This window comes from bacterium (assembly GCA_023150945.1).
Classification (GTDB): Bacteria; Zhuqueibacterota; Zhuqueibacteria; order Zhuqueibacterales; family Zhuqueibacteraceae; genus Coneutiohabitans.
In genome coordinates this window covers 671,061-692,513 of the sequence record JAKLJX010000001.1, presented here as the reverse complement: position 1 = coordinate 692,513, position 21,453 = coordinate 671,061, and the positions used below count along the sequence as shown (strand labels likewise).

At 59.6% G+C, this 21,453-nt stretch carries 10 protein-coding genes; all 10 read left to right on the top strand.

Features of this window, described 5'->3' with window-relative positions; all coding sequences use genetic code 11:
* Nucleotides 1–3 precede the first annotated feature (3 nt).
* Nucleotides 4–486 (top strand): peroxiredoxin, encoded by a 483-nt coding sequence (locus L6R21_02635; GenBank protein ID MCK6558071.1) that lies wholly within the window; start codon nt 4–6, stop codon nt 484–486.
* Nucleotides 487–490: 4 nt separating this feature from the next.
* Nucleotides 491–946, top strand: a complete 456-nt coding sequence (rnhA, locus tag L6R21_02630; GenBank protein MCK6558070.1) for a ribonuclease HI — start codon at nt 491–493, stop codon at nt 944–946.
* A gap of 122 nt (nt 947–1,068) precedes the next feature.
* Entirely contained in the window at nt 1,069–2,757 is a 1,689-nt protein-coding gene (locus L6R21_02625) for a hypothetical protein (protein ID MCK6558069.1), read from the top strand.
* A 900-nt stretch (nt 2,758–3,657) separates the two neighbouring features.
* Nucleotides 3,658–7,329: a right-handed parallel beta-helix repeat-containing protein gene (locus tag L6R21_02620; protein ID MCK6558068.1), complete on the top strand. Its 3,672-nt coding sequence runs from the start codon at nt 3,658–3,660 to the stop codon at nt 7,327–7,329.
* Nucleotides 7,330–7,433: 104 nt separating this feature from the next.
* Nucleotides 7,434–10,688, top strand: a complete 3,255-nt coding sequence (locus L6R21_02615; GenBank protein ID MCK6558067.1) for a right-handed parallel beta-helix repeat-containing protein — start codon at nt 7,434–7,436, stop codon at nt 10,686–10,688.
* A 264-nt stretch (nt 10,689–10,952) separates the two neighbouring features.
* A complete protein-coding gene (locus tag L6R21_02610) occupies nt 10,953–12,872 on the top strand; it encodes a T9SS type A sorting domain-containing protein (GenBank protein ID MCK6558066.1) in 1,920 nt (639 codons plus the stop codon).
* Between the two features lie 259 nt (nt 12,873–13,131).
* Complete coding sequence (locus L6R21_02605; GenBank protein MCK6558065.1) at nt 13,132–15,330, top strand: right-handed parallel beta-helix repeat-containing protein; 2,199 nt, start codon at nt 13,132–13,134, stop codon at nt 15,328–15,330.
* Between the two features lie 152 nt (nt 15,331–15,482).
* Complete coding sequence (locus tag L6R21_02600; GenBank protein ID MCK6558064.1) at nt 15,483–16,616, top strand: carotenoid 1,2-hydratase; 1,134 nt, start codon at nt 15,483–15,485, stop codon at nt 16,614–16,616.
* 713 nt (nt 16,617–17,329) lie between these two features.
* Nucleotides 17,330–18,409: a sigma-54 dependent transcriptional regulator gene (locus tag L6R21_02595; GenBank protein MCK6558063.1), complete on the top strand. Its 1,080-nt coding sequence runs from the start codon at nt 17,330–17,332 to the stop codon at nt 18,407–18,409.
* 302 nt (nt 18,410–18,711) lie between these two features.
* Nucleotides 18,712–21,444, top strand: coding sequence for a fibronectin type III domain-containing protein (locus L6R21_02590; GenBank protein MCK6558062.1), 2,733 nt, complete (start codon nt 18,712–18,714; stop codon nt 21,442–21,444).
* The last annotated feature ends 9 nt before the right edge of the window (nt 21,445–21,453 follow it).

The window sequence follows — 21,453 nt, the reverse complement described above, 5'->3', positions numbered from 1 at the left end:
CGCATGAGGGATCCCTTGCAGCCCGGCGACCTCGCGCCGGAGTTCGAAGCGCTGACCGAGGCCCAAACCCGCGTCAGGCTCAGCGATTTTCGCGGCCGGCGCGTCGTGCTCTATTTCTATCCCAAAGACGACACCCCCGGCTGAACCGCGCAAGCATGCGGCTTTCGCGACCATCACCTCGAAATCGAAGAGCAAAACGCGGTGGTGCTGGGCGTAAGCGCGGATGGCTGGGACAGCCATGTGAGATTCAAAACCAAATACAACCTGCCGTTCACCCTGCTGGTCGATGCCGACTATCGCATCGCCGAGGCCTATGGCGTGTTGGACAAGAAATCGCTGCGCCGCTTTCTCTTCTCGGGTTTGCGCCGCAGCCATTTTGTGATTGATGAAAACGGCCGGATCCTCGCCGCCCACTACGGCGTGGCGCCCAACTCGAGCGCAACCGAGGCCCTGGCCACTCTGCGCACGGCGACGGAAAAGGCGTGACGCAATGGACACAGTTGAAATCTACACCGACGGCGCCTGCTCCGGTAATCCCGGGCCGGGCGGGTGGGCCGCCATCTTGCGGCACGGCCGGCATGAAAAAGAGATCGCCGGCCACGCCGCCGCTACCACCAACAACCGCATGGAGCTGACCGCGGTCATCGAGGCGCTCAAGCGACTGAAGCGGCCGTGCCAGGTGGTCATCTGTTCGGACAGCACCTATCTCATCGACAGCTTTGAAAAGGGCTGGCTGGCAAACTGGAAACGCAACGGCTGGAAGCGCGGCCCGAACAAACGCGATCCCGTGCCCAACGCCGACTTGTGGCAGGCGCTTGACCAGCTCGTAAGCAAACACAACGTGAAATGGCAAAAGGTGCGCGGCCACGCCGGCCATGAGTTCAACGAGCGCGTCGACCGGCTCGCCGTGCAACAAATCGAGCTGTTGCGCATGCTGAAAAAATGAAACGTAGCCCGATCACCGCAGGCCGGCGCGCGTTTTCCATGGGGCGCACTGTCGCTTCTGCCAAAACCCTCCTGCACTCCCGTTCGCCGAAGTCAACAAGCCTGTGGAAAGTATAGGCAGTCATGCCGCATTCCAGCGATGAAAGATTCGTCCGATTGATCCTGCTCGCTTGCTGCGCCGGAGTTGTGCTCTCGAGCGTGGCAGCGCCTGCCCAGACGATACCTTCTCCGTCCTCCCCGGCAGACTCCATCGCGGCACTGGCCGCGGACTCGGCGCTGGCAGCTTGGAGCGCAGCAGCCGACTATGAGATTGCACGGCTGCGGCTGCAGCGCTGGCTCCTCCGGCCGCAAGATCAGGCAGCCGCCAAACAAGTCGCGGAGCTGCTGCAGGATGCCGAGTCCTTTGCTGCGCAAGGCGACTGGGTCACCGCCAAGCTGCTGCTGGAAGTGGCTGGTGATCTGATCGCACCGGAGGAACAGGTGCTGGTCAAGGAGACAGCGAGCCAAAGTGCCAAAGAGGCAAGGAGCCAAGGGGACAAGGAGGCGGAGGGAATAGAGGACAAGATCGCGTGGCGGTGGCAGCCAGAGGCGTTGGTCGGCGTGGATTTTTGGCGCCAAGAATTCGAAATCGGCTATGCTCAGGATGAGAGCCTGTTTGTGCAGAACACCGGCAATCCTTACACCGGTCTGCGCCTGAGTGTGAGCCGCGACATTGGCAGCCAGTCGCGCGTGCTGGCGGCGGCGTTGCTCAAAACCAGCCGCGATTACAACAGCGGCGAAGTGGAACTGCGCGGCCAGCGGGCCTTGAGCACGACGCTGTCGGGGAGCCTGGAAAACCGCTTTGAAACCACGCGCTACTTGCGCGATTTCGATCTGCGCTACTGGCAAAACAACGCAAAAGTATTGCTCAGCGCGACGCTCAACCAGCGGCTCAAGCTGGAGCTTGACGATGAGCTGCGGTTGCGGCGCTACGCCCGGGAAGACGAGCTTTCGCGCAACTACTCGCAAAATGAAACCGGGCTGGCCGTCGCCTTTGCCGCGGGGATTGCAACGCGGCTGCGGGCGCGCTACGGCTATCTGGCGCGCCGCCATGTCTCGTTCGACGAATACGACTATTTCGAGCACCGGCTGGAGGGCTCGCTCTTTTCCACGGCTGCCGGCGGCTCTTCGCTCTATCTGCAGAACCTTTGGCGCCGGCGCGTCTACCCGCGTGGCTTGTCGGACAGTACTTTCGAAAACACGCATCGGGAAGAGTATTTGCGCGCCGACCTGCGGCTGGCCACCGGCAGCGCCACTGCCATCCGGCTGGAGGGCGAATTCACCTGGCGGCAGTATCCCGCCGAGCTGGACAACCCATACACTCCCAACTTTCTCGAGTTGCGTCTCAACCCGCAGTTTCAGTTCAAGCTGCTGGCGAATTGGCAGGCCAGCGCGGGTTATCTCTACTTGTTGCGCCGGCATGAACGTGAACCCGCGGCCACGGACGCTGAGAGCTTCCTGGTTTTTGAAGACTACTATAGCCACGGTCTCACTCTCGGCCTGGATTTGCTGAGCCTTTCGGGGATTCTCCTGAGCTTGAGTAATGCGTTCGAAAACCGGACGTATCCGAACGTCACCTCCGGCAACTTGATCATTTCCAATTCCTATTCTGACCGCAACATTCATTCTCTGCTGTTTTTCCTGTCGTGGACCTTGACGCGCCGTTGGCAACTCGGCGCCTTTGCGAATTTTGACAATGAAATCAGCCGGGTGCGGGAGGCAAACGATTCGCGCAACACGCTTTTTTCCATGGATTTGACCTACTCCTTCTAAGCCGCCCGGCCCGCAAGCAACATTTCCGAATCGGCAGAACATTCTCTCCGCAAACGGAATTGTGTGATCGTAGTAATTGGCATCGCGGGGACGAATTGGTGAAGTTGGCCGCCGGCTCAAACAAGACGGGCCTCGGCGGTGGAGGCAGTCTTCACCAGCGTCAAACGAAAGGCTGTAGTGGAAGCGCCAAGGAAAGCCTTTTCCTGGCAGGGTACTCCCACCATTCTTATTCACACATTCCAGGGTCAGTTCTAAGTTTGCACAAAGGCCATGGCTGGCAATCTGCCTTTGGGCTATTGGGGCTGAGCAGCTCGAGGAGATAATTCTTCCCGCGCTGCATTTGAGGGATTCACAACCAGGCGTTGGCACCACGGTCAACACTCCGATTCGAACTTCGGAGTGCTGCGGCGGCCTCCTCTTTCGACTTTTGATCATGGCCCGCCTGGCTCACACTCCCCCACTCTGAAAGAAATCTTCTCGCAATAGATCACCTGCTCGCATTGTGAGCTCTGCTTAGCGACCGGCCATTCGCGCCGGCGGCGGTGTTTTGCTTCCCTTGGAAATCGTCGGCGTACCCAAACGGCCGGAAGCGCGGGAGCGAACGTCACCGCCCGCATGCCCACTGGTTGAAACCGGCCGAAATTCCACCAAGGAGGTGATGCCCGGAAAGACTGCGCAGCACGAACGGGTCTCGTGGCTCGACAATATGCCCTTCGAAACGCACTGGCAGGCGGAATCGGCGGGCCGTGTTGAGCAAAGCCGCTTGCTGTGATGATTGGGGAGTTGGCCTTTCGCCTGGTGAGCGATAGGGAGAGCGCACCACTGGAGAATGGGGATCACCAACTCCTGCACTCAGCACAGATCACTTGTTGGAACAGTGTCATGTGTAGGAGAATGATCATGAGAAGACTACTGCTTGGCATTGCGATCGTCTTGATGACTGGAAGTGCCTGGGCTACCGATTATTATGTCAACGCGACGACGGGCAGCGACAGTTATAATGGTCTGGCACCGGTCTATGACGGGACCAACGGTCCCAAAGCGACCATCCAGGCCGGCATCAACGCCGCGGCCGCCGGTGATATCATCAATGTGGCCGCCGGAACCTACAGTCAAAACGTAACCGTCAACAAGACCTTGACGATTCTCGCCAGCGCCGGCGCGATTCTCGCGGGAGCCGGCAGCGGCAACGGCTTGTTGATCAATGCCGCCAACGTCACGGTCGATGGCCTGGAAATCACGAATTTCAGCATCGGCGTGCGCGGCTTTGGCGGTCCTGCGAATTTCGGTAATCTCACCATCCAAAACGCCAACCTTCACCACAACACCCAAAACGGCATTCTGCTCGTCTACGACACCTTCGGCACCGTGGCGGTGAGCAATTGCCAAATCAAAAACAACGGCCAGAACGGCATCGGCATTGCGAACAACGCCCACCTCACCCTGCTCGATATTGCCGACACCCAGGTGGCGAACAACGGGCATCACGGCCTGTTCCTGGCGCAAGCCAACATTGCCGCAGTGGAAATTGAAAACTCGTCGTTCGATGGCTCGACCACCAGTGGCTTCGCCGGCATCGCCTTTACCACCACCGCCTCGACCATCGGTTCGTTCTCGGTATCAGGCGGCAGCATTTCCGGCAACAAAGGCACGGGCTTGGCGATCGTGCAAGTTGCGACGGTATTCACCAGCCTGACGCTGGACGGCGTGACCATTCAGAACAACGGTGAAAGCGGCATCATGCTCGGCGGCGGCGCGCGCACCGGCAGCCTGACGCTGCAGAATGCAACGCTGCAAGGCAATGCGTGGGAAGAGATGGACCTCAGCGGCGGTTGGTTCGGCGCGTTCACCGTGACCGGCGCGACCACGATCACCAACAACTTCTTCGCGAAAACCGGGGCGGCCTGGGCCGCGCTTTATGTCGGCAATCTCGCCAGTTTCGGGACAACGCCGGTGATCAACAACAACAGTTTTTCGGGATACGGCTTCGTGATTTCACAGAATGCCGCTTCCACCCTCGACGCCTCAGGCAACTGGTGGGGCACGAACGTGGCCGGCTCGGTGAAAGCCCGAGCCAACGGCGGTAGCAAAGTGGATTACACGCCGTGGCTGCATGTCGCCACCGATACCGATGGGGCTGCCGGCTTTCAGGGCGATTTTGCCTACCTGAATGTGGATGATGACAGCCCGCAAGTCGGGTCAGTGGGACGCATTCAGGAAGGCGTGAATGCGGCAACGGCAACGGTGAATGTCATCAGCGGCACCTACGTCGAACAGGTCACCATCACCAAATCACTGCACCTGCTCGGCGCGGGCGCGGCGACGACCACGATCAAGGCGCCGGCGACGATTCCCGTGGCTTCCAATCCGGCCTCGACCGTGATCGACGTGAATGGCGCGGGCGTGAATGCTGAAATCAACGGTTTCACGGTGAGCGGGCCCGGGCCGACCGGCTGCGGCAGCATCGGCGCCGGCATTTTCGTGCGCGGCACTGCGTATGCCAACATTCACGATAACAAGGTGCTCGATATTCGTGACAATCCCATCAGCGGCTGCCAGAACGGCATCGGCATTCTGGTGGGGCGGGCCAGTTTCGCCACCAGCGGCACGGCAACGATCAAGAACAACGAGGTCGCCAGCTATCAAAAAGGCGGCATCGTGGTCAGCAACACCGGCTCGGATGCCACCATCGAGGATAACATCGTGACAGGCGCGGGCGCGGTCACTTTCATCGCGCAGAACGGCATTCAGGTGAGCGCCGGCGCCACCGGCACCATCAATCGCAACACCATCAACGGCCACTCCTACACACCGTTCACCTATGTCTCGACCGGCATGCTGCTCTACGGCTCGAATGCCAACACCGATGAGAATGTGCTGAACGAGAATCAGGTCGGCATCTACCACATCAACGGCTCCGGCACCCACCAGAAGAACAGCGTCAGCGCCACCGCGGTTGGCACCGGCTCGCCGGGCTTCTGGGGCATGGTGGTCGATCCCGGTGACGTGTTGCGCACGACGCCTTCGCCCTTTGAAGACGGCGGCAGCAGCGTCAGCTTGGGCAAGGGTGGAATCGGCAGCACGCTGGCCGCGACCTACACCTATTTGTTGGACCAAAATGTGGTGAACAGTGACGGCAGCGCCGGCGGCGTCGGCATCGAAGCGGATGCCCTGGGCACCGATGTGGTGAATTTCACCGCCACCACCAACACGGTCAGCAACTGGGAGTATGGCATCTATCTTTACAAAGACGCCGGCGCCACGCTGAACGCGAATATCATCGATTGCAACCAGATCTTCGGCAACACCGCCTACGGCCTCTACAACTCCACCGGCGTTGACGCCAATGCGGTGGGCAACTGGTGGGGCGCGGGCAATGGCCCGAGCGGCAACGGCCCCGGCTCCGGCGACGCGGTGAGCGAAAATGTCACCTTCGCGCCCTGGGGCACGGACGCCAGTTGCGGCGGTTCGCTCTCACACAATTTCGTCTTCCTCGCCGACTACGTCTCCATCGAACGCAGCAAGCAGATTCCCTCCCAGGGCGATATTCATTCCAACGGCAAGATCGACTTTCTGCGCGGTGATCCCACCGTGTTCGAAGGCAATCTCACGGCCGTCGGCAAGATCACCATCGGCAAGGAAAACACCATCGACGGCTATGCCCATTCCGCCGGCATCGTCTCGGTGCATCCCACCTCCAAAGTGCTCGGCGGCACGCTTTCCGGCGCGCCGATCAGCGCACAGCCCCTGCCGACTTTCAGCTACACCGCCGGCGGAGCTAGCAAAACCATTCCGCAGAACGGTACGCTCACGCTGGCGCCCGGCTCCTACAACGTCGTCACCATGAACGGCTGGAGCACGCTCAAGCTCAGCAGCGGCGACTACTATCTCAATCAGCTCAGATACCTTGGCGAGGAAGCGGTGATTGAGATCGATGTCAGCAACGGCCCGGTTACCGTCAACGTCGTGAGCAATCTTCAGCTCGGCAAGGACATCGCCATTCAAATCGTGCCCGATGGTGAGGCCGGCAGCACCAAAGTTACTTTCAACACCCGGCAAACCACCACCATGACGATCGGCAAAGAGGCGTATGTGTTGGGCAATATCAACGCGCCTGCGGCCACCGTCGTGCTCTCCAACAACTCGCAATTCCGCGGCGGGTTGTGTGCCAAGGCGTTGCAGGTGAAGCGCGATGTCTTCTTCCTGCATCATTTCTCCTCCGGCACGCTGCCCGGCCCCGGCGATTTGCCCAAGTCAATTGACGGCGAATCGGAAGAAACGGCCGCGGTGGTGACGGCATACGAATTGGCGCAGAATTATCCCAATCCGTTCAATCCCAGCACCGTGATCCGGTTCGCTCTGCCGGAAGCGGGGCCAGTGACCTTGGCGGTTTTCAACAGCATGGGACAGCGTGTGCGCACGCTGGTTTCAGGCCAGTTGAATTCCGGCTGGCACAACGTGATGTGGGATGCCACCGATGACCACGGCACGCGCCTCGCCAGCGGCGTTTATCTGTACGTGATCAAGGCGGGTTCTTATACTGCTCACCGCAAGCTCGTTCTGATGAAGTGATCTCTGCTGACTGCTGTGTGCTCAGTGATCACTGACCACTGATCACTGAGCACTGGCTTTCCGCAGTTCGAATGCGCGTTGTAGATGCAAGAAAGGTATGTGACATGAAGCTCGAAAGATTTCGCCTGTGGTATGTGGCGGCTGCTTTGCTCGCCGCCTTGAGCGCAGCCAATGCGCAATTCCCGGTTACGGTAACGGATCAAACACCCACGGCGCCATTGGCCAATCCAGCGCCTGGTTCATTCGAACCGCGCTACATCAGCGGTTTTGGCGCGGACGGCACATTCACCGTCTTCTTTGAAGATCGCGCCGCCGGGAATCAAATTTCTTATGCTGCGACGGCGACCGGTCCCACCGGATTCCCTGCCGCGGCAACCATGACCAGCATTATTCCCGAAACGCATTTCGTGATCAAGGACTGGCCGATTACCATCAGCAGCACGACCTACGCCTATCGCGCCTGGGGATCGGTCGGCAACAACCCGCAGCACAAGTTCTATGTCTCGAATGACCTGGTGAATTGGACGCTGATCAGCACCTTCACCATTCCCAACGCGGCCACGTTTACGGATGCGCATGGCTTTGTCTATTACGGCTTCCATGATGTGGTCGAGTTGAATGGGACCTACTATGCGTTTGCCGAATCGAACCAGTCACAAACCATGCTCGTGCGCAGCGTCAACGGTGACGATGTGTGGGAAGCCTTTGCCGGTATCGGTGGTCGCCCAGGTTGGGGTCCGCTGGAATTGCCCTCCGGCGTAACCGCGGGTTGGACGCCCTCGGGAAGCTTCGTTGATTTGGGATACGATCGCGGCTACGGCAAAGTTCACGTCGACCCACGAGACAATAATTTTTATCTGGCAATCAACGCGGCAGCGCAAGCCAGCCTCGCGCCGGCAGCTCTGGAAGCAGCTTTCATCAATCCTGCCAATTGGACCTGGCATGACGGTACCACCGGTCCGGCTTCCAATCCAATACTTTCTGCCACCGCGGAACACGATTTACAGGAGTGCTGGGTCGTTCCCAACTCGAACCCGAACGCGGACTGGATGATCATCTACGACGCCGATTATGGCGCCCCGGATGGAAGTCTGGCCCTCGGCTATGCCACGTTAACGCCGCCGGCTCCGCCGCGCGTGCATAATTTGACGCAAGGAACTCATTATCAAACCATCATGGCCGCGGTCAATGCCGCCAATCCCGGCGATGTCATTCAGGCCGACGCAGGGATATACAACGAACGCGTGACGATCAACAAATCCCTCGACCTGCGCGGGGCGCAGTATGGTGTCGACCCGACAGCCTCCGGCGCACGCACGGATCCCTCGGCAGAGTCGATCATCGACATCACCGGCTTGCCGCTGGCCAATCCCAACGTACTGGTGGAAATACCCAGCGGGGTCACCAATGTCTCGCTGGCGGGATTCACGCTGCAAGGCAGCCCGATTTTTCATTATGCCGATGAAGCGGTCGTGCGTTGCTGGGATGACGGCATCACCATTCAAGACAACATCGTCACGGGCTATTTTGGCATTTTGTGCAAGGGCGCCGACAACCTGACGGTTGAACGCAATCGCATGGTGGTGAACAAGGCAGGGGTGACGGTGCAGCCCAGTCCCGCTAACGGGGTCACCATCGCGGATAACGTCATCACCCTGGGCGCCAATCCCGCCGGCGATGAGTCCGGAATTTTCATGAACAACACCAGCAACGCCAACCTAACCGGCAACACGGTGACCGGCTTCACCGGCCGGGGCATCGGCGGCAGTGTGCTGGCTCATCTCACGGTGGCAGAAAACACGCTCACCGGCAACAAAGACGCGGTCTCATTCTATGGCAATACCACGTTCGTCACCATCGCGAACAATGACCTGAGCAATTCGACGCGTTATGGCATCAATATCAAAGGCCAGGACATTGAGATCACGGGCAATCTCATCAGGAATTGCGGCGATGCCGGGGTGAACATTGACCGCCACGTCATCGACACGCAACGCCTGCGTCTTACCTGCAATGACCTCAGCGGCAACGCCAATTTCGGCGTGCAGGTCAATACCACCAATGTGACGGAGATCGTCAATGCGGAGCTCAACTGGTGGGGTGATGCCAGCGGCCCTTACGACCCCGCCGGCACCACGGAAGTCCCGCCGTGCGCCGAGACGCTTGCGGCCCTTAACGCCGACGGCACAGGCGATGCCGTCACCGGCAATGTGGACTATTGCCCGTGGGCGATCAATGCGCAATGCCAGCCGCTGAAGCAATGGCCAGACTTTGTCCTGCTCGCCAAGACCTTCCTCAAGCTCGATCACTACTTGTCCGTCGAGGGCGATCTGCATTCCAACGGCTGCATTGTGTATGAGAACGGGCGGCCGGGAACGCACAACGGCAGCGCTACTGCCGTCGGCGATATCGCAGTCAATCGCTACAACACCATCTCCGCGCCGGGTGACCTCACGGCTGGAGGCATGATTAGAGTCGATGCGGCCGCCACGGTCGAAGGCACCATCACCCCAGGCGCCTCGGTTGCCGCCCTCGAGCTGCCCAGCTTGTCCTACACCTGCAGCGGCGTGAGCAGCATCATCGCCGGGAAGAACAGACAGAAGTACGTTGCGCCTGGCGACTACAATGTTTTGCGCGCCGACAAGAATGCGCAGCTCGACCTCTCCGCCGGCGTGTATTCCGTCAAAACGCTGCAATTGGATGATCGTTCCCGGTTGCGCGTCGACGTCTCGGCGGGTGAGGTGACCATCAATGTCTGCGGCCAGATCAACTTCATCAAGAATACCGACATCATCATCGTGGGCGGCGATTCCCGGAAGCTCACGATCAATTACAGCGGCATCAAGAAAGTCGTGCTGGGCAGCGATGGTGGTTATCAAGGCACCCTGGTCGCGCCCAATGCGCTGGTGGAACTGGGCAGCAATGCCGGTTTTCTCGGCTCGATCTGCGCCAAGAGTATCGTGATCTACAAAGATGCCCGCGTGCGTTTCCACGGCCTGGGAGCGATTCCCAAGACTGCCGCTGAGGGCGAAGAAAGCGTCACCAGTGACCAGTCAGCAGTGATCAGTTATCAGTTGCAACAGAATTATCCCAATCCGTTCAATCCCAGCACCATGATCAAATTCGCCTTGCCGCAAGCGGGCCGCGTGCAGTTGCACATCTACAACAGCGCCGGCCAACTGGTGCGCACGCTGGCAAACAACGAGATGGCGCAGGGCTGGCATGAGCTGACTTGGGACGGCCGCGATCAAAACGGGCAAACCGTGGCCACCGGTGTTTATCTCTATCGTCTCACGGCGCAGGATGCCTCCGGCACAATGACGTTTGCGGAAACGCGGCGGATGACGTTCGTGAAATGAGGCCTGACGGCATGGGCATGCAGTCATTCATCGGCAGTAACTTTTTTTGACTGGAGGAGAGCCGCGAAGCCGCGGAGTGCAGCGTCACATGGGGCGGGCTTCCAGGATCTTCCTCCGGTCAATTTCTCAACGACGCCGGTAGTGGAGCGCGCCAAGCCGGACTGCTTGAAATCTGTGCTTGGCGCGGCGGTCTGACCGGTATTTCTTAACATGAGGCATGGAGGGGCAGGCTCCTCCAGGTTCACAAACAAAGGAGAAGCGGTAATGAAGAAAGTCTTTGCGTCCGCCTTCGCTTTTCTGCTGTTATGCAGTACTGCTTTCGCGCAGACGTTCTACACGCAGGGCTTCGAAACCGACAACAGCGGCTGGACGATCTTCGGTGGCGCGCTCAATGCCACGCGCGTGGCGTCCGGCAACAACGGCGTGACCTCCAAGACCGGCAGCTTTCACGCGGAAGCCGTGGGCAGCGGCGTCGGAGGCACACAAGCCTCGAGCGCAGCCACCAACTGGGGCGGCTACAGCTTCGTGCCGGGCTGCGCTGCCACTGCCTGCGCCGCCGGCGGGCAGTTTCCCGCCGCGGGCTATATCACCAAGCTCGACATTTACCTCAATTTGAGCGCCACCTCCACCAATGACACGCGCTTTGATTTCACCTCCGCGATCAACCTCCCGGCCGGCTCGCATCGCCGCGATTTCGTGTTCAACGCCGGCTTCTACAACGACACCGATGGCACCGGCAGCGGCCCGCGCTTTGTCATCAGCGCGAGCAACAACGCCACGCGCTCGAGTTCGTTTCCCAAGAACCCGGGGCGCGAACCTTTTGCCATCACCGCCACCGGCTGGTACACCTTCCAGCACAAATTCTATGATGCCGGCAGCGGCGTGTTGGCGTGTGAGCTGAGCATCAGCGATGCCGGCGGCACGACTCTCAAGACCTGGGTGCTGAGCGATCCGACGGATATCATTGGCAGCACGATCGGCGGCAATCGCTACGGCTGGTTCGCGAACAATGAGTTCGCCTTCCTGGCGATCGACAACGCCACGCTGATCAAAACCTCGACGGTGAAGCCCTTTGTTTTTCTCGCCGATGAACTCATCACCATCGAGCGCACCAAGCAGACGCCGCCGGCGGGCGACCTGCATTCCAACGGGAACGTCGTCTTTCGCCGCGGTGATCCCAGCACATATGAAGTGAACGTCACCGCGGTCGGAAATGTCGCCATCATCGGCAGCGAAAATACGATTTCCGGTGAGGTCACTGCCGGCGGCACCATTCATGTCGATGCCGGCTCCACGATCACCGGCACTGCCACTGCCGGCGCTGCGGTGAATGTGGAATCTTTGCCCGAGCTGGATTATTCCGCCGGCGGGCCGAACTACAATGTCCCGAAGAGCGGCTCGTTGACGCTCGCGCCCGGCTCCTACGGCAATCTCACCGTGAACAAGTTCGGCACGCTCAAACTCTCCGCGGGCGATTACTACTTCAATCAGTTCATCATCAAAAATGACGTGGTGCTCGTCCTGGACGTCGGCGCGGGCGCGATCACGATCAATGTTGTTGGCAAAGCCTTCTTCGACAAAGATGTCGAGTTTCGCGTGACGCCGGAAGGTGAAGCCGGCAGCAAGAAGGTGACAGTCAACAGCATGCAGAGCACGGATCTGACCATCGGCAAGGAAAGCTATGTGCTCGGCAGCATCGTGGCGCCCGCTGCCAAAGTCGTGCTCGGCAACAACACGCAGTTCCGCGGCTCGATCTGCGCGCGGGAAATCACTGTTCTGCGCGACTGTTTGTTCTATCATCATGATTCGCCAGGCAGTCTGCCGGGGCCGGGCCAGTTGCCCAAACCGGTTGGTGATGAAGAAATGTCCAGTGGCCAGTCAGCAGTGGTCAGTTATCAGTTGCAGCAGAATTATCCCAATCCGTTCAATCCCAGCACCGTGATCAAATTCGCCTTGCCGCAAGCGGGCCGCGTGCAGTTGCACATCTACAACAGCGCCGGCCAACTGGTGCGCACGCTGGCAAACAACGAGATGGCGCAGGGCTGGCATGAGCTGACTTGGGACGGCCGCGATCAAAACGGGCAAACCGTGGCCACCGGTGTTTATCTCTATCGTCTCACGGCGCAGGATGCCTCCGGCACAATGACGTTTGCGGAAACGCGGCGGATGACTTTGGTGAAATAGCGTCAATTGACCTGCTGAAATCGGAGAGAATCTGCGTTCATGCCATGACGCCGCGCGAGTGGCGGGAAGGCCCGTTCCGAGTGACCACAATCCTTCCCACTTGGGCGTGCCCATCCCGCCACTGTCCCGTGTCCTGCGCGTGGGAATGAAGCTTTGTTTTCAGCGAGCAGAATGTATCTAACCAAAGACGGAGAAAAGCGCAATGTATGACAGGCTACGGTTTTGGGGTAGCGTGAGACAGGCAAGCGGTCGGGTTGTTGTGGCAATCGGACTGAGCCTTGTGCTGCCGTTCCTGGCCACGGCCGCGACCGTTAGCGTGCCCGCCACCGCCAGTGACATCCAAGATGCCATCAATGCAGCAAGTCCGGGCGACGTCATCGAGATTGCAGCCGGGACCGTGACGTTGGACCCGGGTGTGTCCATCGTCATTCCCAATCCACAACTGGGTATTACACTGCGAGGGGCAGGGGCAGGCGCCACCATCATCGAAAGGAGCTCAGGTGGCACCAGCAATCCTCTGCTGATGATCGGCGCCAGCACGAGCTGTGCCACCGGCGCCGCCACCGTGATTGAGGGAATCACGTTCCGGAATTCCGGCCTGACCTCCGGGTCCGCCACGAGCAGCACGGCAGCCTATCGTGGCATCGAGATTCGCTCGTGCGGCGCTTCGCCGGCGGATCCCGCCATCATTCGGGATTGCGAATTCCTGGAGTTTCGAGATACCGGGATTTCCATCGTCGATTATCCCTTTGCCTACTGGGAGTTCACCGGAAATACTTTTGATGGCTCACGCCTGGCAATTTGGATCAACCAGGCAGACTTCGTGACCATTCACCGCAACACTTTCAGGGACTACGTCGTCGCCATGGGATTCGATCCGAATGACGTTGTCACTGACCTTGCCATTACCGAGAACAAGATGCTGGGCGGCAGTTTCGATCCGGCGCCGGCGAATTATTACGGCCTGTATGTGAGCGCCGCCGCGATGATTGCAGGGGAATCCAAGAAATGGGACATCAGCGGCAATGAGATTACCGGAGCCACGTATGGCATCCGCCTGCTGGCGCCTACTTCCGGCGGCCTCTTCCAGAGCCTGACGGACGTCTCCGTTCACGACAATTGCATCTATGACAACAACGTTCTTGGCAGCGGCGGTTCGACGACGAGCTACGGTGTGTACAACACCTCGACCGTGTCACTGGATGCAATTGACAACTGGTGGGGCGATGCCAGCGGCCCGGCTCATGCCTCCAATCCCTCCGGTACCGGCGACGTGGTGAGTGATCTGGTGAATTTCTCACCCTGGAGCACTTTCACACTGCCGGCCTGCGGCGGTGCCGTTGTCAAACCCTTCGTCTTCCTCGCCGACTATGTCGTCATCGAACGCAGCAAGCAGATTCCCTCCCAGGGTGATATTCATTCCAACGGCAAGATCGACTTTCTGCGCGGTGATCCCACCGCGTTCGAAGGCAATCTCACGGCCGTCGGCAAGATCACCATCGGCAAGGAAAACACCATCGACGGCTATGCCCATTCCGCCGGCATCGTCTCGGTGCATCCCACCTCCCAGGTGTTGGGCGGAACGATCTCCGGCGCGCCGATCAGCGCTCAGCCTCTGCCCTCTTTCAGCTACACCGCCGGCGGAGCCAGCAAAACCATTCCGCAGAACGGTACGCTCACGCTGGCGCCCGGCTCCTACAACGTCGTCACCATGAACGGCTGGAGCACGCTCAAGCTCAGCAGCGGCGACTACTATCTCAATCAGCTCAAATACCTTGGCGAGGAAGCGGTGATTGAGATCGATGTCAGCAACGGCCCGGTTACCGTCAATGTCGTGAGCAATCTCCAGCTCGGCAAGGACATCGCCATTCAAATCGTGCCAGATGGTGAGGCCGGCAGCACCAAAGTCACTTTCAACACCCGACAAACCACCACCATGACGATCGGCAAAGAGGCGTATGTGTTGGGCAATATCAACGCGCCTGCAGCCACCGTCGTGCTCTCCAACAATTCGCAATTCCGCGGCACGATTTGCGCGAAAGCCTTGCAGGTGAAGCGCGATGTCTTCTTCCTGCATCATTTCTCCTCCGGCACGCTGCCCGGGCCCGGCGATTTGCCCAAGTCAATTGACGGCGAATCGGAAGAAACGGCCGCGGTCGTGACGGCATACGAATTGGCGCAAAATTATCCCAATCCGTTCAATCCCAGCACCGTGATCAAATTCGCCTTGCCGCAAGCGGGCCGCGTGCAGTTGCACATCTACAACAGCGCCGGCCAACTGGTGCGCACGCTGGCAAACAACGAGATGGCGCAGGGCTGGCATGAGCTGACTTGGGACGGCCGCGATCAAAACGGGCAAACCGTGGCCACCGGTGTTTATCTCTATCGTCTCACGGCGCAGGATGCCTCCGGCACAACGACGTTTGCGGAGACGCGGCGGATGACGTTGGTCAAGTAACGGTCGCTGGAATGGCAGTTTCCCGAAATAGAATTTGACTGCCTCGCCGCCGGCGATTATATTTCCAACGCTCGCTCCAGATTGGGGCGGGCGTTTTTTATCTCACCGGTCAAACACAAACGCAAATCAACCTCACGAAAGTGAATTTCGCCGTGGCGAAAAACTTGTCGACGATCCTGGGAGTTCTGGCGTGGATGGTGGCGCTTGCTTCGACCGCTTGGTCAACTCGGCCGTCTTCGCAGCAAGGCCAGGAGGCCGCCGCCGCTTTCGCGCTGGCGAGCGCGCCGCGTGCCTGGCAATTCCCGCGTGATCACGGCCAGCATCCGGAGTTTCGCACGGAATGGTGGTATTTCACCGGCAATCTGCAGAGCGCCGAGGGCAGGGCATTCGGCTATCAATTCACCATTTTTCGCAACGCGCTCACGCCCGCTCCCCGCAACCGGCCCTCGGCTTGGGCTTTGCGCGACGGCTACGTTGGCCATTTCGCCATTACCGAGGTGACGCAGCAGAGATTCCACTTCGAGCAAAAAGTCGCACGCGGTGCCTTGCAGCTTGCCGGCGCCAGCGTTGATTCCCTGAATGTGTTTGTGGGTGATTGGTCGGCAAGAGCAAGGCACGGCCGCCTGCATCTGCAGGCAACCAGCAGTTTCGGCAGCATTGCCTTCGTGCTGGAACCAACCATGCCGCCGGTTCTGCAGGGCAACGGCGGCTTGTCGCAAAAGGGTCCGAAACCGGGCGAAGCTTCCTACTACTATTCCCTGCCGAATCTCCGCACGAATGGGCGATTGACGCTGGGCGCGGATTCCTCGCAAGTGAGCGGCGTGAGCTGGATGGATCATGAATTCTTCACCGGCGTCGATTCCAGCGAGGCGGTGGGATGGGATTGGTTCAGCCTGCATCTGTCGGACGCCACGGCGATCATGCTCTATCGCCTGCGCCGCGCGGACGGCACGATTTCCCGCTATTCTGCCGGCACGTTGATTCAGCCCGACGGCGGAACGGAGCGCATTTCGTTCGAGGCATTCCAGGCGATTCCTGGCGGCTGGTGGCGAAGCGGAAAATCCGGCGGGAAGTATCCTCTCGCGTGGCAACTCCAGTTCCGGGACTATCAGTTGACCGTAACCACGCCGGTGGCGGACCAGGAGTTGGATACGCGCGCCACCACCGGCGTGATCTATTGGGAAGGATGCGTCGCGGCAACGGGCACGCGGGCCGGCCGGCGAATCACGGGCCGGGGTTATCTGGAGATGACGGGGTATGTCGCAGCGGCCCGTCCCCGGCTGTGAGGGCGCCTTGACAACGGGACCAATTCTTACGAGAGTGCAAGCCTGCAAGGAGCGGGGCGCGGCAGCCTTGCCGATTTTGAAATCGCGGCCGGCGCCGGGAGCGGCAATTTCATTTCCGCATGTGATTGGCGATGGCGCTACTATATACAGGTTGCGGTTGAGTACAAAATCGTAATTTTGAGTGTCTCATTACAAAACAGTTGTTCGAAATCGGTTCATGTAAAAGCTTCGAATTACGTGATATGCGCTAGCCGAGGCAGACGAATCTTTGTCACTTCTCTGCGACTTGGAACGATTTCGAAACTGTAAGCTCTTGAAAAACAGTTTGGCCATTCGGCCGTTGCCCAAGATCTCCGGGCACTGCTGGGCGCAGCAAGGCGCGACACATTCGTAACGCCTGGTGGTATGGAGATTGCCAAAATGTAAGCGGCTTGTCAGAAGCCTGTCGCTGCCCGCCTGCGCGATGATGGGGTGGCGGCGACGATCCGGCGTAGAGTCGCATGCGAGTGCTCCGATCAGCACAATCGTTCACGGCCAATCGGTAGTTCACTCCCCTCCAACTCAACCCAAAATTGGAAGCGATCGCATCGTTCGACAAGGTGGTCGAACGTCATGATCTTGCCTGCTTGCGCGAAGCGAAGCACGGCAGAAGGGAAGCCAGTTGTCTCTCAAGGACGGAGGCAGCCGGCGACAAACCAGCGGGTGAGAGCATCGTGACAGAACTAGACGTTAAGGACCTGGAGCTGGTGGAGAGCATGCCACCGGACGGGGAGAGTTCCTGGGGCAAGAATTTCGGCTTCGACTATCATTACCCCCTGGTCAGTCGCAGTCCCGAAATCAAGGAGATTTTTTCCTTGATCAAGAAAGTGGCCAAGAGCAACGCCACCATTCTGATTCAGGGCGAAACCGGCACCGGCAAGGAACTCATCGCCGGCTTGATCCAATTCATCAGCCACCGCGCCGCGAAGCCCTACGTCAAAGTGAATTGCGCGGCGCTGCCGGAGAACCTGTTGGAGAGCGAGCTTTTCGGCCACGAGAAGGGCGCCTTCACCGGCGCGTATCAAACCCGCATCGGCAAGTTCGAGCAATCGCACGAGGGCACGCTCTTTCTCGATGAGATCGGCGACATGCACCTCTCCACCCAGGCCAAGATTCTGCGCGTGCTGCAGGATCAAACCTTCACCCGCCTGGGCGGCAACCGCGCCATCGAGGTGGATGTGCGCGTGATCGCGGCCACCAACAAAGACTTGTGGACCGAGATCGAGATGGGCAACTTCCGCGCGGATTTGTACTACCGCCTCAACGTGGTCACGCTGCACATCCCGCCGTTGCGCAAACGCCGCGAAGACATTCCCCTGATTGCCGAATTCTTCCGCCGCAAATTCTCCCGCGAGATTCGCAAGAAGACCAAGGGCTTTTCCGCCGAGACCATGGATCTGCTCACCAACCATCACTGGCCGGGCAACATTCGCGAGCTCAAAAACCTGGTCGAGCGTTCCGTGCTGGTTTCGGAGGAGAGCGAAGAGATCAAGCCCAAGGATTTGTCGATGGCCGGCAAGGACTACTTTGCTGCGGGTGGCAAAGACCGGCGCCGCTCCAACGACGGCGACTTGATCTCGCTCGACACGCTCAATCTCGAAGTCATCGAGAAGGAAGCGATTCTGCGCGCGCTGGAGCTGCGCAATTGGGTGCAGAAGGACGCGGCGCAATTGCTCGGCATCTCGCCGCGCGCGCTCAACTACAAGATCAATTACCACAACATCACTCATCCCACCTGGAAAAAGAATACCTGAGGCGACGGCATGCCCGCGCCGCACGTGGCATCTGCACCTGACACTCCGCAATGGTGATTGCAAATCCAAAACGGGCGCGAGAGATTTCTCGCGCCCGTTTTGCGTTTCAAACCTTACGCTTTCGAATTACTGCGAAGTAATTTCCACTGCGCGATTGCGCGCCGCGCTGAACCTGCCTTCCGCTAATTGCTTGCGAATCAAAAGCCGTTGTTTTGCTGCCGGCGCATGGCATATGCTTTGCGTTTGGGCGCGGCGGCGAATTGTTTTCGCCGGAGTAGGATGATTAGGATGATGGCTTTGTTATGGAGGACTTGCACACCGTGTGGGTAGCATTGTTTTCCCGGCCGCACACCGAGGGCAGGCCACCGGCAGCGCGCGCGAAACGATTGCCGGCGGCGCCACCCTCGCGCCGTGCGGCGCGATCTCTTCCCTTCTTTTTCTGCGCGAACTTGTTGTTCTCTTCCGCGTGGCCCGGCAGCCTCACGGTGAGCTGGGACGCGAACAGCGAACCCGATCTCGCCGGCTATCGCGTGTACTACAGCCTCACGGCGCAAACTTACACCGCGGCCAGTTCCCGCGATGTAGGTTTGAAGCTGGTGACAACCTTCGATAATCTTGAAGAAGGCAAAACGTATTACTTCGTGGTGACGGCCTATGACCAGGCCGGCAACGAGAGCAGTTATTCCGCGGAAGTGTCGGCCAAGGTGAGCGTGACGGATCAGGCACCGCCGCAAATCAGCGCGGTGAGCGCGCTCGATCAAACCACCGTCGCGGTCGAGTTCACTGAGCCGGTGACCAAGGCGAGCGCCGAGAACAAAGGCAACTACCGCATCGACCAGCAAATTGTGATTGCGCGCGCCACGCTGCAGGCGGACAATCGCACCGTCATTCTCGAAACTTCGGAGCACAGCAACGGCAAGACTTATACGATTACGGTGCAAAACGTGAGCGACGCTGCCCTGCCGCCCAACAGCATCAACCCGGCAGTGTCGGCAACTTACACCTTCACCGGCCTCGACCAGGCGCCGCCCATCGTCACCTATGTGGGCGCGGTCGATGCCGCCACCGTGGAAGTCCGCTTCGATGAGCCGGTGTCCGCGGCAAGCGCGGAAAAACTCGACAACTATGCCATCACCGGCGGCATCACCATCAGCAGCATTGCGCGGCACACGGACAACCGTGGCGTGCATCTCAAGACCAGCACGCATCAGGACGGCGCCGGCTATCAGCTCACGGTGCGCAACCTCGCCGATCTGGCGGCCACGCCCAACGTCATGCCGGAAGCGGCCACGCTGGCCTACACCTATCGCGCCAACGATCAGCAGGCGCCGGCCGTGCTCGCCGCGGCGCTGCTCGACCTGACGACTTTGAGTGTGACCTTTGATGAACGCGTCACCAAAGCCTCCGCCGAGCAGGTGTCGAATTATCGCATCTCGGACAACGTCCAGGTGCAAACCGCACGCTTGAACGCGGAAGCCACGGAAGTCATCTTGACCACTGCCGCGCATGTCTATGATCGCGACTACACCCTGACGGTGAGCGGCATCACCGATGCCTCGGCCAATGCCAATGTCCTGAGCGCCACGCAAGTGCGCTACCGCCTGGAACAACAGGGCGTGGATCGCGAGGCACCGGTGGTGACGTACGTCGGCGCCAACGACGAGACCACCGTCGAGGTGCGCTTCAACGAGCCGGTCACCAAAGCGAGCGCGGAGAATCTCGCGAATTACAGCATCAACCAGGGCATCACGCTCAACGGCGCGACGCTGCATCTGGACGGTCGCGGCGTGCATCTCAAAACCAGCGCCCACAGTGACGGCAGGACCTACGCGTTGACGGTCTTCGGCATCGCCGACCGCGCGCCTGCGCCCAACACCATGACCAGCTCCGCGGTCATGGCCTACACCTTTCGCGCCAATGATCTCGATCCGCCGGCTGCCCTCGCGGCAATTTTGGCGGCTGACCTGCTGGCGGTGACGGTCTTGTTTGATGAAAAGGTCAGCGCGGCCACGGCCACCAATCCCGACAACTACAGAATCTCGGAGAATGTGCAGGTCTATTCTGCGAGTTTGAACGACGAGGGCACGGAGGTCACGCTCGCCACTTCGCTGCACTGGCACGATCACAGTTTCACCGTCACGGTGCGCGGCGTCGCCGATGCTTCCAACAACGGCAATGTCATGGCCCAACCGGTGGTGCTGACTTATCGCCTCAGCGCGCCGGGGCAGATTCCCGGCGGCAGTCTCACCATCAGCGCCTGGTCGCGCAAGGAATACCAAATCGACACGTTGCGCGCCGGCAAACGGCTTTACATCGATCGCGTCCACACCCTCACCAGCGTCCCGAAGAAATTCGAGGGGCTGCTGATGTTCCGCACTGCCTATCGCGACCGGCGCGATCGCTCGAACACTTTCTTCGAATTCAATCTCAATCGCGAGGCGGACGTTTACATTGCCTATGATAATCGCGGCGAGCCGGCGCCGAACTGGCTGACCGACAATTTCACCCGGGTCAGCAAATCCGTGCTCATCAACGGTCCGACCGATCAGATGCAAATCTGGAAGGCGCATTACTATCCCGGCCGTGTGCAGTTGGGCGGCAATATGGCCGCAGGCGGCCGCACCGACGTGGCCCTGACCATGTACTTTGTTTTCGTGGACGATTTGCAGGGCGACCGCAGCGGCACCAGCAATGGTGTACCCCGGCTGTTCACGCTGCATCAGAATTTCCCCAACCCCTTCAATCTGAATGCCGGCCACGTGCAGACTGAGATCAGCTATTTCCTGCGGCAGGAAAGTTATGTCGTGCTCACCATCTACAACATGCTCGGCCAGGCGGTGCGCACCATGCAAGACGGCGTGCTGTCGCCCGGCCTGCACCGGCATGTGTGGAATGGTTTGGACAATGATTTCCAGGCGCTGCCCAGCGGCAAATACCTCTACGCCCTCGAGATTCGCGAGCAGGTGAGCAACGGCGCCTTCACCGTGACCACGGCGCTCGAGCGTCAAACCAAAGTGATGACGTTGCTGAAATAGAATTCCCCT

What these genes read in the sequence shown, in the direction of transcription:
- rnhA (MCK6558070.1), top strand. Translation starts at nt 491, where the DNA reads ATGGACACAGTTGAAATCTACACCGACGGCGCCTGCTCCGGTAATCCC.
- L6R21_02625 (MCK6558069.1), top strand. Translation starts at nt 1,069, where the DNA reads ATGCCGCATTCCAGCGATGAAAGATTCGTCCGATTGATCCTGCTCGCT.
- L6R21_02620 (MCK6558068.1), top strand. Translation starts at nt 3,658, where the DNA reads ATGAGAAGACTACTGCTTGGCATTGCGATCGTCTTGATGACTGGAAGT.
- L6R21_02615 (MCK6558067.1), top strand. Translation starts at nt 7,434, where the DNA reads ATGAAGCTCGAAAGATTTCGCCTGTGGTATGTGGCGGCTGCTTTGCTC.
- L6R21_02610 (MCK6558066.1), top strand. Translation starts at nt 10,953, where the DNA reads ATGAAGAAAGTCTTTGCGTCCGCCTTCGCTTTTCTGCTGTTATGCAGT.
- L6R21_02590 (MCK6558062.1), top strand. Translation starts at nt 18,712, where the DNA reads ATGGAGGACTTGCACACCGTGTGGGTAGCATTGTTTTCCCGGCCGCAC.